Source organism: Evansella sp. AB-rgal1, from assembly GCF_041820985.1.
In the GTDB taxonomy this organism is placed as follows: Bacteria; Bacillota; Bacilli; order Bacillales; family Salisediminibacteriaceae; genus Evansella.
On the sequence record NZ_JBGUAU010000012.1, the window covers coordinates 80,652 to 97,099 of the forward strand.

The 16,448-nt window shown below is 36.3% G+C and carries 14 protein-coding genes; all 14 read right to left on the bottom strand.

The window, feature by feature from the left end:
* Positions 1-16: 16 nt before the first annotated feature.
* The 14 genes from tdh to ymfI all read right to left on the bottom strand — a co-directional run bounded on the left by tdh (position 17) and on the right by ymfI (position 16,448).
* Positions 17-1,060 carry an L-threonine 3-dehydrogenase gene (gene tdh, locus ACERII_RS11930; RefSeq protein ID WP_373642581.1) on the bottom strand — a complete coding sequence of 348 codons (1,044 nt, stop codon included), beginning with the start codon at positions 1,058-1,060 and terminating at the stop codon, positions 17-19.
* A 362-nt stretch (positions 1,061-1,422) separates the two neighbouring features.
* Positions 1,423-2,289 (bottom strand): 2-oxoacid:ferredoxin oxidoreductase subunit beta, encoded by an 867-nt coding sequence (locus ACERII_RS11935; protein WP_373642582.1) that lies wholly within the window; start codon positions 2,287-2,289, stop codon positions 1,423-1,425.
* 1 nt (position 2,290) lies between these two features.
* Complete coding sequence (locus ACERII_RS11940) at positions 2,291-4,033, bottom strand: 2-oxoacid:acceptor oxidoreductase subunit alpha (RefSeq protein WP_373642583.1); 1,743 nt, start codon at positions 4,031-4,033, stop codon at positions 2,291-2,293.
* Between the two features lie 908 nt (positions 4,034-4,941).
* Positions 4,942-5,202, bottom strand: coding sequence for a stage V sporulation protein S (locus tag ACERII_RS11945; RefSeq protein ID WP_373642584.1), 261 nt, complete (start codon positions 5,200-5,202; stop codon positions 4,942-4,944).
* A 174-nt stretch (positions 5,203-5,376) separates the two neighbouring features.
* Positions 5,377-6,171: a TIGR00282 family metallophosphoesterase gene (locus tag ACERII_RS11950; RefSeq protein ID WP_373642585.1), complete on the bottom strand. Its 795-nt coding sequence runs from the start codon at positions 6,169-6,171 to the stop codon at positions 5,377-5,379.
* Between the two features lie 187 nt (positions 6,172-6,358).
* Complete coding sequence (rny, locus tag ACERII_RS11955) at positions 6,359-7,924, bottom strand: ribonuclease Y (RefSeq protein WP_373642586.1); 1,566 nt, start codon at positions 7,922-7,924, stop codon at positions 6,359-6,361.
* Positions 7,925-8,250: 326 nt separating this feature from the next.
* Entirely contained in the window at positions 8,251-9,291 is a 1,041-nt protein-coding gene (gene recA / locus ACERII_RS11960) for a recombinase RecA (protein WP_373642587.1), read from the bottom strand.
* Positions 9,292-9,537: 246 nt separating this feature from the next.
* Positions 9,538-11,121 carry a DEAD/DEAH box helicase gene (locus ACERII_RS11965; RefSeq protein WP_373642588.1) on the bottom strand — a complete coding sequence of 528 codons (1,584 nt, stop codon included), beginning with the start codon at positions 11,119-11,121 and terminating at the stop codon, positions 9,538-9,540.
* On the bottom strand, positions 11,121-12,377 hold the full coding sequence (locus ACERII_RS11970; protein ID WP_373642589.1) for a competence/damage-inducible protein A: 1,257 nt from the start codon (positions 12,375-12,377) through the stop codon (positions 11,121-11,123). Before ACERII_RS11970 ends, ACERII_RS11965 begins: the two co-directional genes overlap by 1 nt.
* A 29-nt stretch (positions 12,378-12,406) precedes the next feature.
* Complete coding sequence (gene pgsA / locus ACERII_RS11975; RefSeq protein ID WP_373642590.1) at positions 12,407-12,979, bottom strand: CDP-diacylglycerol--glycerol-3-phosphate 3-phosphatidyltransferase; 573 nt, start codon at positions 12,977-12,979, stop codon at positions 12,407-12,409.
* 468 nt (positions 12,980-13,447) lie between these two features.
* Positions 13,448-14,320: a helix-turn-helix domain-containing protein gene (locus tag ACERII_RS11980; protein ID WP_373642591.1), complete on the bottom strand. Its 873-nt coding sequence runs from the start codon at positions 14,318-14,320 to the stop codon at positions 13,448-13,450.
* 17 nt (positions 14,321-14,337) lie between these two features.
* Positions 14,338-15,111, bottom strand: coding sequence for a DUF3388 domain-containing protein (locus tag ACERII_RS11985; RefSeq protein WP_373642592.1), 774 nt, complete (start codon positions 15,109-15,111; stop codon positions 14,338-14,340).
* A gap of 275 nt (positions 15,112-15,386) precedes the next feature.
* Entirely contained in the window at positions 15,387-15,632 is a 246-nt protein-coding gene (locus ACERII_RS11990; RefSeq protein WP_373642593.1) for a DUF3243 domain-containing protein, read from the bottom strand.
* A gap of 84 nt (positions 15,633-15,716) precedes the next feature.
* Entirely contained in the window at positions 15,717-16,448 is a 732-nt protein-coding gene (gene ymfI, locus ACERII_RS11995; RefSeq protein WP_373642594.1) for an elongation factor P 5-aminopentanone reductase, read from the bottom strand.

Consider the following 16,448-nt stretch of genomic DNA (forward strand, 5'->3'; position numbering starts at 1 on the left):
GCCTCCTTAATGGATGTTATGGATGTAATACGACCTTCCCACAATTTCCTTGCAACATAAGTTCGAAGCCTTTTTCAAACTCCTCTAAAGAAAAGTGATGTGTAATCATTGGTTGTACATCTACTTGCCCAGAGCTTAATAAACCAGAAACTTGTTGCCACGTTTCATACATCCGTCTTCCTGTGATACCTTGAACTGTTATTCCTTTAAATACAATATCATTTGTAATGTCTATCTCTACTGGTTTTACTGGCAAACTTAAAATAGAAACTCGACCACCGTTTTTCACCATTTTAAACCCTTGATTCATAGCAACTGGATGACCACTCATTTCACAAACTACGTCTACTCCATATCCGTTTGTTAATTGAGAGACTACTTCCAATGGGTTTTCTTTTCCTGGGTTTACTAGTGAAGTAGCACCCATTTTTTTCGCCAAATCTAATCGGTATTCATTTAGATCTAGTGCAATTACTTGTGATGCTCCTGCAGCCTTAGCAACTCCAACAGACATGATTCCAATAGGACCACAACCAATAATAGCAACAGATTTACCTGCTACATCACCTGCTAAAACTGTGTGAACGCCATTTCCTAATGGTTCCTGGACACTTGCTACTTCAAATGGTAAAGAAGGATCATTCTTCCACATATTTTCTGCAGGCAGTGCCACGTATTCCGCAAAACATCCATCACGATCTACGCCAATAATCTGTGTATTTGCACATATATGTGCTTGACCTGTTAAACATTGTGGGCAATGTCCACAAACAATATGTGTTTCTGCAGATACATGATCTCCTATTTCCACATTGTTTACAAGCTTTCCTTTTTTTACAACAACACCAGCAAACTCATGACCGAAAACATATGGGGGTTTAACTCGGCTTTGAGACCATTCATCCCAAGCATAGATATGAACGTCCGTACCACAAATTGAGGTTGCTTTCACTTGTATGAGTACTTCCAGATCTCCTATTTCCGGAATAGGAACTTGCTTTAACGTTGCACCAGGAGCCATTTTATCTTTCACAATTGCTTTCATCATGTTGTTTGCCATTTATATACCTCACCCTTTAAATTGTGAATAAAAATCAAACTTTTTTATCATCGAGTTTATTTTATCACGCGAATTTGTACACGTAAACAGCACTGTCTTTATATGAAGGACAATTGATTTTTCATTGTGTATTTTAGGAAAAAAATTTTAATTTCTCTGCTCACATTGAAAACAGACAATAAATTCCTTTAGGCTTCTATATAACTTTGCGAACAAGTTACCGGAGGAGCAAGAAGGCGGTGGAGCTAGACTTCTTTCCATGACACAACTAGCTATCCACAGGTCGATTATTTTATAATTTCCAGGTAAACAAAAAAAGACAGCCTATCTATATTTAGATTGGGCTGTCTTTAACTAAAGTATTACATGAATTCTGCTACTAGTTTATCAAATTGTGCTTGATCTAAGTCTAAGTATTGCTTAGCAAGAGCTTCGTCTTTAAATCCTGTCACTAAAGATTCGTAAGATGGCTTTTCTTTATCTTGATAAATAAGACCTGTCACTAAACCGTTATGCTTCATTAACGTATTCATAGCACCTAAACGATCGTGAGAATCATATCCTTCAATATCAGATAAAGAAGTTAAATTTTCTTTAAACCAGTCATACGTATTAATTTTATTAAACGTTACACAAGGACTAAACACATTAATTAATGAAAATCCTTTATGTTGAATTCCTTGCTCAATAAGAGAAGTAAGTTCTTTTAAGTCACTAGAGAAGCTTTGCGCAAGGAACCCGATTCCAGACGATATAGCTAGTTCCATTACTCCTAATGCGGATTCAATAGAACCACCCGGAGTACTTTTTGTTTTAAAGCCCATCTCACTTCTTGGAGATGTTTGACCTTTTGTTAATCCATAAATCTGATTGTCCATAACAATGTATGTTACATCTATGTTTCTACGAATGGCATGAATCGTATGCCCCATACCGATCGCAAATCCATCTCCATCTCCACCAGATGCAATAACAGTTAATTCACGATTCGCCATTTTTACACCTTGAGCAATTGGTAAAGAACGGCCATGAATACCATGGAATCCATATGAATTGATATATCCAGAAATTCTTCCTGAACAACCGATTCCAGATACAACTGCTAGCTCTTCTGGTACAACACCAACATTAGCAGCGGCTCTCTGAATTGCAGCTTGAACAGAGAAGTCACCACAACCAGGACACCAATTTGGTTTTACGTTATTTCGAAAGTCTTTGAACGTAGCCATGTTAGACCAACTCCTTGCATTGGCTGTAAATTTCAGATGGTAAGAATGGATTTCCATCATATTTTAGAATTGATTGAACATTACTGTAGGCAAGGTTCATCTTAATTAAACTTGCAAGTTGACCAGTTGCATTATTTTCCACTACAACAACTCGTTTTGCTTTCTGTACCATTTCTCTTACTTCTTCCGTTGGGAATGGATGAAGTAATCGAACCTGTCCATGATTTACCTTTAACCCATCATTCTCTAAACGAGGTATTGCTTCTTGAATTGTTCCTCTAGTAGAGTTTACTCCCAAAATCAAAACGTCTGCTTCTTCATGACGCTCATCTTTAAATACTGGATTAGGATACACACTATGAAGGTCGTTTAACTTTCTCATACGTTTATCCATTTGTGCTTTACGGTTCTCAGGGCTTTCAGAAGGCTTCCCTTGTTCGTTATGTTCTACACCAGTAACATGGTGCAAACCGTTTTTCATACCTGGAATAACGCGTTTTGAAACGCCATCCTCTGTTACTTCATAACGTTTGAAATATTCTTTGCCTTCAGCTTCTGGTAACTCTTCAGAAATATCCAGTTTCCCACGACGAATTTCTACTTTATTGAACTCTAATGGTTCTACTGTTTGTTTTCCAAGAGATAATGCCAAATCCGTAACAATAATAACTGGTACTTGGTATTCTTCCGCAATGTTGAACGCCTCTACTGTATCATAAAATGCTTCTTCAACTGTAGATGGAGCCATTACCACTTTTGGAATTTCTCCATGTGTTCCGTATATCATTGCAAAAATATCAGATTGTTCCTGTTTCGTTGGTAAACCAGTACTTGGTCCACCACGTTGTGTATCAACGATTACCAATGGAGTTTCCGTAATACCACTTAAACCAATCGCTTCCATCATTAAAGATAAGCCTGGTCCTGCTGATGCCGTTAAACTACGAACACCTGCATAGTTTCCTCCAATTGCCATTGTACAAGCAGCGATTTCATCTTCCGTTTGGATTACAGTACCACCATATTCTGGTAATTTCTTAATTAAATACTCCATAATTTCAGAAGCTGGGGTTATTGGGTAAGCAGGCATAAACCTTGCTCCACCAGCTAGAGCTCCAAGTGCGATTGCATCATTTCCAATCATAAACATACGATTTTTACCATCAGCTTCTTCTAGACGAAAATCACCTACATCTCCTTGAGCTTCGTTGTGGAAATATTCCATCCCTTTTGCGATAGCTTGCATATTTTTTTCTACAACAGATGCACCTTTTTTCAAGAAGATCTGTTCTACTACTGATTGAAATGATTCAACCTTCAATCCTAATAGTGCACTCGATGCACCTACTGCTACCATGTTTTTCATTAAAGATGTTCCTAATTCAGACGCAATGTCTGTAAATGGAACGGAAAATAGTTTTGCACTACATCCTTCAGGTAGTTTTGGAGTAAATTTACTATCTCCAATAATTACCCCACCATTTACTAATTCATGGTGATTCAAATCTATTGTTTCTTGGTCAAAGGCTACTAAAATATCTAAATCATCTGAAATAGAATTCATAGGCTGTGTACTCACACGAATCTTATTATTCGTATGACCCCCTTTGATCCTAGAAGAGAAATGTCTATAACCGTATAAATAATATCCTTGTCGGCTTAATGCCATGGAGAAGATTTCCCCAGTACTTTCTATTCCTTCACCTTGTTGCCCTCCAACTTTCCATGAAAGTTGATTGATCATCTTATTCTCCACTCCTTTTGTATGACAATGAAATCTAGTAGTACTACATTGAGTTGTGAATGTGAACACATTCATATACTCTAACAATTCAAGAATTTCAATTAATTACCTTTAACTATATACATTAAAATCGTTAAAATCAAAGAATATAGTTTGAAATCATTGAAAGGATTTTTATCTATCAATTCTCGATTTGTCACATGTCACATGAATTAAAATATGTAGCCGTGATCCTGGTTTATAAATTGCTGAAAGACGTTCCAAGAAACACCTCAACTTTCCGACACCCTAATCTAGGCTTCGTATTAGATAACAAAGGAAAATCGCATTGTCAATATGTACATTTATATATAAAGCGTTTTCACCCTGCATAAAGATGTTATCTTTCTATATTGTAACATAACTTTCACAATTTCTTAAACATGAATATTCAATCAATTTCGTAAAATAATAAATTTATTTATAAAATTACCTATTATTACCTAAAAAACGGGTTAATATTCTATTATTTCATATAATTATGGCTTTTCTAAATAACACTGCATGTATAGGAGAAGTAATACTAAATAGTTATAACCTCGACATTCGTTCCGAGATTTTCGAAGGTAGTCCTCCATACAAGTAAAAATTACACCATGGCGGGATAATACGTTATTAGATGCATTAGTAGCATCAACTCTATATGGACTGAAGTGAATGGAATACAAATCAACAAAGTTAATATTACTAGATAGTCTGATACGCGAGGGTAGACCCAAAAATAGTTAAGAACAAAATCGCAAGGCGCCTGGAGCTAGACACCTTTCTAATTTCAAAAAAAATTTATAAATTCTTATCCTTTTAAAAAACAGAGAAAATCCACAAAAAAAACTACTTAACCGTCGTTAAGTAGGAAAAATTTGTAACTATTAGCGAGGCTCAATAATAAGTTTTATAGCAGTGCGTTCCTCACCATCAATTTGAATGTCAGTAAATGCCGGTATACAAATGAGATCGATACCACTTGGTGCTACAAACCCTCGAGCAATAGCAATTGCCTTAATTGATTGATTAAGTGCACCTGCTCCTATTGCTTGAATCTCGGCTGCTCCTCGTTCTCGAATGACTCCAGCTAACGCTCCGGCGACAGAATTTGGATTAGATTTTGCTGAAACTTTTAATACTTCCATTTCAGAACCTCCTTTAAGGATGAATTGGTGGTATATAGATCTTAAAACATATCTAGTAATCACTAAGTGTTGTCTCTTTATATCACAGCATAATTACTGATATGGAGTTTCTAAACAAGTTGTTTGTAATTTGAATATATTCACGATTTGTGTAATTATTCTTGATTCCCTTATTTAGTCAAAAAAAGGACGATCTTCGTTGATAGAAATACGTTGTATGGATTCAGCTAATCCTGTTTTACTGTTTAAAGAGATAAAGACTCCATTACACTGTTCCCTGCCCTTTGATACTTCAAACTTTGCAGGTAGACTAGTAAGAAACCTGTTGATAATAATATCTTTATCCATTCCCAAAATCCCATCGTATGGGCCTGTCATTCCAACATCTGTAATATAAGCAGTTCCTTTTGGTAAGATTCTTTCATCTGCTGTTTGTACATGTGTATGAGTACCAACAACTGCTGATACTACCCCATCAAAATACCAGCCTATTGCTAATTTTTCACTTGTTGCTTCTGCATGAAAATCCAGAAAAATGTACGGAGTAATCTTTTTCACTTCAGAAACTATTTCTTCGATTACTCTAAACGGACAATCAATTGGTGGCAAAAAAGTGCGTCCTTGTCCGTTAATAACCGCTATTTTTTTGTTTCCAACATTCTTTATTATATACCCAGCACCTGGTGTTCCCTTTGGAAAGTTAGCTGGGCGAACAACATCATTTACATTATCAATAAAATCGAAAATTTCTTTTTTATCCCATGCATGGTTTCCTAACGTAATAACATCAGCTCCAGCATGTTTTAATTCATGATATATTTTATCCGTCAATCCTTTACCACCAGCTGCATTCTCTCCATTTACAATGGTTATATCAGGTCTATATTTTCCTTTTAACTTATGTAAGTACTCTTTTATTACATTTCTTCCAGGAGATCCAACTACATCTCCAATAAATAATACTTTCATTTTTAGTCTCCTTCTTATATTAACAATACAACATTTTCTATAAAAATTTCTATATGTTTATCTATTATTTCATATTTAAGTAAAAAAATCCAAAGCTCAATAAGATAAAGAGTAAACTGACGATCATACGATAATTTTCAACAAATTTTTAATGTATATAAAAATAAAGTGGCATAAACACGCCACTTTATTTTGCATACTCAACTGCTCTTGTTTCTCTAATCACGGTTACCTTAATATGACCAGGATAATCGAGCTCTTCTTCTATTTTCTTTGTAATTTCCCTAGCCAAGCGATAAGAATCCTCATCGGTTATAAAGTCAGGTTTAACCATAATTCTAACTTCACGCCCTGCTTGAATTGCATATGTTTTTTCTACCCCATCAAAAGATTCAGATATTTCTTCTAACTTTTCAAGGCGTTTTATATACGTTTCAAGCGTTTCTCTTCTTGCTCCAGGTCTAGCTGCAGATAATGCATCCGCTGCTGCAACTAATGTTGCGATCACTGAAGTAGCTTCCGTATCACCATGATGTGATGCAATACTATTTATTACAACTGGATGTTCCTTATATTTTGTAGCAAGCTCCACACCAATTTCAACGTGACTTCCTTCTACTTCATGATCAATAGCCTTTCCTAAATCGTGAAGTAATCCTGCTCGACGAGCTAATTGAACATCTTCCCCAAGTTCAGCTGCCATAAGTCCACTGAGATAAGCAACTTCCATTGAGTGCTTTAACACATTTTGTCCATAACTTGTACGGAATTTTAAACGCCCTAAGATTTTTATTAAATCTGGATGTAAACCATGTATTCCCATTTCAAAGGTTGTTTGTTCTCCGTATTCTCGAATCAGCTCATCAACTTCCCGTCTAGACTTGTCCACAGTTTCTTCGATACGCGCTGGATGAATTCGTCCATCTTGTACAAGCTTTTCTAAAGTTGTTTTGGCAATCTCTCTACGGATAGGATCAAAACCAGATAAAATAACTGCTTCTGGTGTATCATCAATGATTAAGTCAATTCCTGTTAAGGTTTCCAATGCACGAATATTTCGGCCTTCTCTTCCTATAATACGGCCTTTCATTTCATCGTTTGGCAAACTAACTACTGAAACAGTCGTTTCAGCAACATGGTCAGCAGCACAGCGTTGGATAGACATGGACAAGATTTCTTTTGCCTTTTTGTCTGCTTCTTCCTTCGCTCTAGTAACTGACTCCTTAATTAACACCGCTTTCTCATGTGTTAATTCTTCATCAACAGTTTTCATGATAATCTCTCTTGCGTCGTCTTTTGTAAAACCAGATATTCTCTCTAATTCATCTTGTTGTTTTTGTAACATTTCCTCGACTTTGCTATTCATCTCGTCGATTTGTTGTTGACGTTTTGACAAATCATTATCTCTTCTTTCAAGAGTTTCTTCTTTCTTGTCTAACGTTTCACTTTTTCGGTCCAATAATTCTTCTTTTTGAACTAATCGATTTTCCTGCTTCTGAATATCGTTACGGCGATCACGGACTTCTCGTTCCGCTTCCATACGAATTTTATGAGCTTCGTCTTTCGCTTCTAAAATCGCTTCTTTTTTACTTGCATCTGCTTCACGCTTCGCATCTTCTATTGTTTGTTTTGCAAGCTGCTCTGCACTTGAGATTTTGGCTTCTGCAATGGATTTGCGAACGAAATATCCAATGAAGAAAACGATAACTGCAGTGAATAGCAAAATGAGGATTTGAACAAAGAAATTAGGCATCTGATTCACCTCCTCATGCTATTTCTTGTTGGAACTTAGTTTCATTTGTTTAACTTTGTCATTTTCATAAAAATTACATCAAGCACAGATAATACATTTTGAGTATGATTAAAGTAATTCTGTATTCTTTCTAATTGTATGCTTCATAAATAACAATGTCAAGCATTGGAAAGGTTTCAGACATTCCCATTATTTTAATTTAACATACTACTAGAGTATTCCTGTCATATACAATAACTCACTAGAGCCTTACATATATAGTATTCTAGAATGCTATTTTTTTCGACAAAAAAGGATAATGAGTAAGTACCCATTACCCTTTTATATTAAACTAGTGGTAAATCTTCTTCCATTGGATCTTCTGCAGGAATAGTTTTTGCTGAATCTAAAGCATAGTACTCTCTAATTTGTGATTCTACAGCTTTTGTTATTTCAGGGTTCTCTTTAAAGAACTGCTTTGCATTTTCTCTACCTTGTCCAAGTCGTTCTTCATTATAAGAGTACCATGCTCCACTCTTTTGTACGATATCTAGTTCTGCACCGATGTCTAGTATAGAACCTTCACGAGAGATACCTTCTCCATACATGATATCTACTTCTGCTGTTTTGAATGGAGGGGCTACTTTGTTTTTCACCACTTTAATTTTTGTTTTGTTACCAACCATATCGTTCCCTTGCTTTAATGTTTCTGCACGACGTACTTCTAGACGAACAGAAGAGTAAAATTTTAGTGCACGACCTCCTGGTGTCGTTTCAGGGTTCCCAAACATAACCCCCACTTTTTCACGAATTTGGTTAATAAATACCGCAAGTGTTTTTGATTTGTTAATGGCACCTGAGAGTTTACGAAGGGCTTGAGACATTAAACGCGCTTGAAGACCTACGTGGGCGTCTCCCATTTCACCTTCGATTTCAGCTTTCGGTACTAACGCAGCAACAGAGTCAACAACGATAATGTCTACAGCACCACTTCGAACAAGTGCTTCAGCAATTTCTAGCGCCTGCTCACCTGTATCCGGTTGAGATAGTAATAATTCATCAATGTTAACACCTAGTTTTTGAGCGTATGCTGGGTCAAGCGCATGCTCTGCATCGATGAAAGCTGCTTGTCCACCATTACGTTGAACTTCTGCAATTGCATGAAGAGCTACAGTTGTTTTACCAGAGGATTCTGGTCCGTATATCTCTACAATTCTTCCTTTTGGATATCCGCCTACTCCTAAGGCAATATCTAATGCTAACGCTCCACTTGATACAGTAGAAACTCGTTGTTCAGCTTGTTCCCCTAACTTCATGATTGATCCTTTACCAAATTGTTTTTCAATTTGGCGTAATGCCATGTCTAATGCTTGTTTACGATCCGACATTGTATTCTCTCCTTTAATAAAACTAGAATATATATTTATGAAAAAGATCTTTTAAATATCTATTTTCTATCTTACATCTATTCTACTATTTTGCCAACAGAATTGCAAACATTCGTTCGGTTTTCATAATAATAAATTTTTATATCAATTCAATACATTACTAACTAAAACCAAAAGAAAAAACGCATCCTGAAATGCGCCTTTCTTTCAGCCTACCATAGTTCCTAATCACAAGCTCATAATTTATTATTTTCTTTTTGGTCTTGGTTTTGCAGGTTCTAAATTAATTCTCGCTCCATTTAACCGAGAATATTTTAAACCTTCATATACAAATGGAGCCACTTCTTGTGGAACTTCCATAAATGTAAAGTTATCGAAAATATCTATTTTCCCAACAGCTTGTGCAGGAATACCAACTAACTGGGATACTTCTTCTACTACTTTTTTCGGAGTAAGCTCCACATTCCTACCTACGTTGATGAAGAATCGAGTCATGCCAGGTTGTGCTCCTGTATCACCAAAATCATACCCATCATCATCGATATCTTCATGACTATAGAAAGCAAGTTTTAGTAACGAAGTAATAATTTTATCAGGAGGATATTGTCCTAACAAATCATTTACTAACCCATCATATAGGCCTGCTTCTTCCTCTTCACTCTCGATTAAATCAATAATTTGAGCTTTCCAAACATGCTGTTGTTTTTCAACAACCTCTTCCACAGACGGAAGTCTTTGGGATGGTATACTCATTTTAATCTCTGATTCGATGGAACGTAAATGCTTCATTTCTCTCGGAGTTACTAACGTTACTGCTACTCCATCTCGACCAGCACGACCTGTTCTACCAATTCGATGAACATAGCTCTCAGGATCTTGGGGAATGTCATAATTGATAACGTGAGAAACGTTTTCCACATCAATTCCTCGTGCGGCTACGTCCGTTGCAATTAAAAACTCGATGGAAGAATCACGAAATTTTTTCATTACTAAGTCGCGTTGAGATTGTGTTAAATCACCATGGAGTCCATCAACTGCATACCCACGTGCTTGAAGCGCCTCAGTAAGCTCCGCCACTCCTTTTTTCGTTCGACAAAAGATAATCCCTAAATCAATTGTCTCACTATCTATGACACGACAGAGAGAGTCTAATTTATTCTTTTCTAGTACTTTAAAATATACTTGATTAATGGATGGTGCTGTAACCTCACCTTTACTAATCGTTACCTGTTTTGGGCGATTCATGTACTTATTGGATAGCTTTCGAATCGGAGGAGGCATTGTTGCAGAAAACAACATTGTTTGTCGCTGCACATTTACTTGTTGAAGAATTTTTTCAATATCTTCAATAAAGCCCATATCCAACATTTCATCTGCCTCATCTAAAATTAACGTATGAACCTTACGTAACTGTAACGTATTTCTGCTTAGATGATCCAACACACGTCCTGGTGTTCCAACAACTACTTGAACTCCCCGTTTTAAAGCTTTGATTTGATGTCCTATAGATTGACCACCATAAATTGGTAATATTTGCATATTTTTATATTTGGACAGTTTTTGAAGCTCTCCTGCAACTTGTATAGCGAGTTCTCGTGTTGGGGTTAAAATAAGGGCCTGGACGTTTTTATCTGGTGTAATATGCTCAATTAAAGGTATACCAAAAGCCGCTGTCTTTCCGGTACCCGTTTGAGCCTGTCCAATGATATCTTGGTTTTTTAAAATTTCTGGAATTACTTTTTCTTGTATAGGAGACGGTGCTTCAAAGCCCATATCCTTTATTGCTCTTTTAATTTCATCAGAGATTTGAAAATCTTCAAATTTCAACATTATTCATCCACCTTTTCCGTTTCCTTTCGTATCCATTGTAACAAAAAATGTACTCCATATTTAACAGAACGCTCTCGAATATTCTGTCGACTACCTGCTAATTTAATTTCATAACTTTCCGTCTTGCTTTTAGAAGAGATTCCTATATAAACTGTTCCAACAGGGTGCCCTTCTAATGAATCTGGTCCAGCAACACCTGTGAAGCTAATACCATAGTCCGTTTTTGCCTTTTCCCTAGACTTTTTAGCCATTTCCTTTGCACAAGCGTGACTAACTGCTCCGTCATTTTGTAAAAGTTCATCTGAAATATCTAATTGCAAAGACTTCATATCGTTTCCATATGTAATAAAGCCACCAGGGAATATTTTACTTGTTCCAGGTTCATTTGTCACACCTGCTGAAAACAATCCTCCAGTTAGGCTCTCTGCAGCTGTGATTGTTGTGTTTGTCTGTTGTAAGAGTCTGACAAGCATCCCCATTAATGTCTGGTCTCCAATGCCTACAAAAAAAGACCCGACTTTTTGCAAAATTTTATTTTGTACTTCATCTAGAAGATAAGTATTCTCCTCTTCCTTTTCCCCTTTTACTGTAAGTCGTAACGTAACTTCTCCATCTGATGCTAAAGGAGCAATGGTAGGATTCGTTTGTGTTTCAAGTAAATTATCAATTTTATCTACAAGTTGTGACTCACCAATGTCAAAAAAACGAAGAACTCTTGACTGTATGAATGACTTAACCTTCATTTGTTTTTGAAAGTATGGGATTGCATACGTTTCGAACATTGGCTGTAGTTCCTTCGGAGGCCCAGGTAACATGAGAATTTGTAGTTCCTTCGAGCTTATTGCCATTCCACATGCTAGCCCATGATCATTAGGAAAGACATGCGAACCTTCAATAATAAGGGCTTGCTTACGATTGTTTTCTGTCATTTCCCGCCCTCGTTTTTCAAAAAATTGACAAATTCTCTCTTCTGTTTCTTTGTCATGAACGAGCTGCTTCCCAAGCATTTTTCCAACTGTCTCTTTCGTCAAATCATCCTTCGTTGGTCCTAACCCACCTGTTAAGATAAGTAAATTCGAACGTTCTTTTGCTATGGAGAGAACATCGGAAAGTCGAGATTCGTTATCTCCTACTACAGTATGATAATATACATTAATACCTAAGTGAGATAATTGCTCTGATAAATATTTAGCATTGGAATTTACAATTTGCCCAAGCAATAATTCTGATCCTACAGCAATAACTTCTGCGTTCACTAAAACCATCCTTCCAACTAGAGTACCATTTATTTACTAAGCACATGTTTATTTTTTATGAAGTAATCTAAGCCTGACCAAACAGTAAGGATAACTGTGATATAGATCATGATTGTTGCGAATGGTATCGATAGCAGTTCAAAAATCGTATTATGTAACATTACAGCGGAAGCAGCAATTATTTGAGATACCATTTTTAATTTGCCTCCTTTTCCAGCCGCTAAAACAGAACCTTCGCCTGCTGCTACTAATCTTAAACCCGTTACTGCAAACTCCCTTGTTAAAATAACAATAGCAGCCCAAGCTGGAAACATTTCTAATCCAACTAAGGAGACAAATGCTGCAGTAATTAAAAGTTTGTCTGCTAACGGATCTAAAAATTTCCCCATATTTGTAACGAGATCGTATTTTCTAGCATAATAGCCATCAAGCCAATCTGTTGCAGAAGCAAGGATAAAAATGATGGCAGCAATAAAATGGTGAGTTGGTATTATTGCTCCAAACAAACGAATATCTCCCCATGTAAATGGAACGAGTAAAAAAATCATAAAAACAGGAATCAAAAATATTCGTGATATGGTTATTTGATTAGGTACGTTCACCTTAATCCCCCTTACAGCCTCATGTTCAATTTGAAAATGTTAAAAAAAGTTCGTAAGCTTTATCAATTTTACCAAAAACAAGCGTATATTGCGAATTTTACTTTCAAACTTTTAAAAAATTGTATGAACTGGCAATATTATTATCTAGATGCTAAGAAAAGTGCAAGGCGCCCTCTCAGGACCGAAATGCAAATGTTCTGGACGAACGAAAAGCTTAATCCGCTTGCATATCTGCGAAGAAAAATGTTCTTTCAGTTGAAAAGTGCTCTCTACTTTTCTAACTGGAAGGTTATTTTTCACAGCAGATAGCGGATGTAGCTAGACATGAAAAGTGCTTTTTACTTTTCATCATCCAGGTTATTTGACACGAGGTCATTGCGCCTGGAGCTAGACAACTTTCTAAGTCCAAAAATGTTATACTTATCTTTTAAAAAAGTACCTAGCGAATCTCCGCTAGGTACTTTTTCTTTACTCTTCTTGTTCTCCGTTTTCTGCTAAAGTAACTACAATATACTGTACATTATTCGGAATTTGATATTCTACTTGATGATCTTTTATAAAAATGACCGTATTACCAGAATTCCCTAAATGAAATGTTACTTCTTCTTCTTCAAACTCAGTAGAAAACTCATCACCACTTTGATAAGTGTTCTGATATCCTATTACAGGAATACTAATCCAACTTGCACCAGTAAACTCCATTCTCATTTCAATTACATCTGCGTTCGATAATGTAAAATAAGTTGTATTACCTTCAACTCGATTAAAAGTTAATTCTGGCTCCGGTTCAGGTTCAGGGTCAGGCTCTCGCTCTGGCTCATCTTCCACAGGTTCATTCTCATCCTCATCTTCATTCAATTCGTCATTATCCTCAATTTCTGAGCCAGAAAGATCTACATTTGCACCTGATTGAGCTTCCTCTCTGGTGACACCTGTATTATTCGAATCTAGTGACTGGTAGTAATACCAAAAACCTCCTATGATTGCTAACACAAATATCACTGCAATGAGAGTTGGAACAAGGGATGCCAGCTTTGATCTCTTTTTTACTAACTTAGGTCTCGATCGATTAACACGTGGAGGAATTTCAGCATGCTCTTTTTTTGATTGTGGTAATTCGTCTCTGTGTTCTTCAAATAGAACTTCTGCAGGAATCCCTACAACGTCCGCATAGCTTTTCACGAAAGCTCTAGCATAAAAATCGCCAGGTAAACGAGAAAAATCTCCTTCTTCAATTGCAATTAAATATCGTTTCTGAATCTTTGTTTTCACTTGTAACTCTTCTAGTGAATATCCCTTTTCTTCTCTTGCGGCTTTTAGCCTTGCTCCTAATTCTGACACTCTATACACCTACCAACTTAGCTAATATCAAAGGATGAGAAGCCTGATTCTACCGCTTCATATGTAATCTTTTCACCCTCTTCACTTCTGAGCTCAATGATATAATCGAAATCATCTAACGTATATTCTGTTTCCCGTATAAAAATATCGGGGTGCTCCACAACTTTTGTAGCTGGTAATCGCATAATTTCACTTACGAGCATTTGATGTCTTTCAGAAGCTCTCATCGTTGAAACAATCCCATCAATGATATAAATGTGATCCTCTGATAGCTCATCATCAGCCAACTGACTCCGGATAGTCTGTCGAAGCAATGTTGATGACAAGAAAGACCAACGCTTACTTGCACATACACTAGCAGCAACGACTGATTCTGTTTTTCCTACTCTCGGCATTCCACGTATACCAATTAATCGATGCCCATCCTTTTTAAACAATTCTGCCATAAAATCTACTAACAGACCGAGTTCATCTCGGACAAAACGGAATAATTTTTTCTCATCTTCATCTCTCTCGATATATCTACCGTGGCGAACTGCTAATAAATCTCTCAATTTTGGTTCACGGATTTTTCGTAACGTAATAAAATCCATTGTTTCCAAAATATATTTTAAACGTAAGATCGCTTCGTCATTCTGACTTTTAATGAGCATTCCTCTTCGTTGATTTTCAACACCATTAATAGTCATAATATTAATTCGTAGCATTCCGAGTAAAGATGCAACTTCTCCAAGTAGACCTGGGCGGTTTTTATTAATTTGATATTCTAAGTACCATTGTTTTTCTTCCATCCGACCAACTCCTTCCCATAGAAACAAACACGAGCTTTCATCTACTACTACCTATCATAATTGATTTTTTTCGTCATTAAAAGAGATTTCTTTGCATAATTTGTAGAAAAATCAAGAGAACGTTATTTCATACCTTACCTATTTATCCCCACTCTGTATCTGTTAACCAATTATTGTATTTATTCATTGTATCCTTTTTCCTTTTATTTATGTATGTAAACTTGTTAAGTAAGCAAAAAGAAAGTGCCGCAGTATTGGCGGCACTTTATGGGAATTTATCGTTGAACAAGCTTAACCATCATATTCGCAATAGCATGCTGCTCTTCTTCAGAAGCAACATTCCAAAGATCAGCCAGAACTTTCTCTTGATCATTTTTTGGTTCTACTTGCTCAGATAAATATTCCCCTACCTGATAAGCAACATCAGTAATGACTTGTTGATTCATACCTTCACTTTTTGCTTGCTGTAAACGATCACCTAAAAAATCTTTCCATTGCTCCCAATTATCTAATACAGACATTGATGAATTCCTCCTTGTGATAAAATTCGTTCATAGTTTTTCACCAACAAGGAAATTTATTCATTATAATTTTTGACAATATTATTAACAATACCAACCACCATTAACAGAGATGATTTGACCGTTAATGTAGTTACTTTCATCGGATGCTAAAAACCCTACCGTGGAAGCAACATCATTGGCCGAGCCTAACCTTCCAGCAGGTATATCTTGTGTTAGTATCTCTAGATCATGCTGAGAAATGGTATGCAACATGGGAGTTTCAATGGCTCCTGGTGCTACACCGTTCACTTGAATATTACTTGGAGCAACCTCTTTTGCTAATGCCTTTACAAATGTGTTCATACCACCCTTAATTGTTGAATAGAGTACTTCACAGGAAGCACCAGTTAATCCCCAGATGGAAGAAATTACAATTATTTTCCCCACCTTCTTGCTAATCATCTCAGGAAGATATGCTTGTGTTATTAAAAAAGGTGTGGTAATCCCTATCGCTAATTCACTCTGTACTTGTTCAAATGACACCTCGGTCATTAAGTGAATATTTGAGGAACCACAGTTATGAACAATCACATCTACGGAACTTGCTGCTGCTTTTATTTTCTCTACTGCTTCAAGTGAATGAGCAAAATCAGCTTGAACTACTTCACAATGAACATCATATGTTTTAATTTCTTCTAATAACTGATATATATTTTCTTTATTTTTATTGAAATGGAGAACTAATGAATATCCTTTTTTGGCAAACATTTTTGCAATCGCATTCCCTATTCCCCCACTAGCTCCTGTAATAAGAGCTACCGGTCTCTCCTTCAT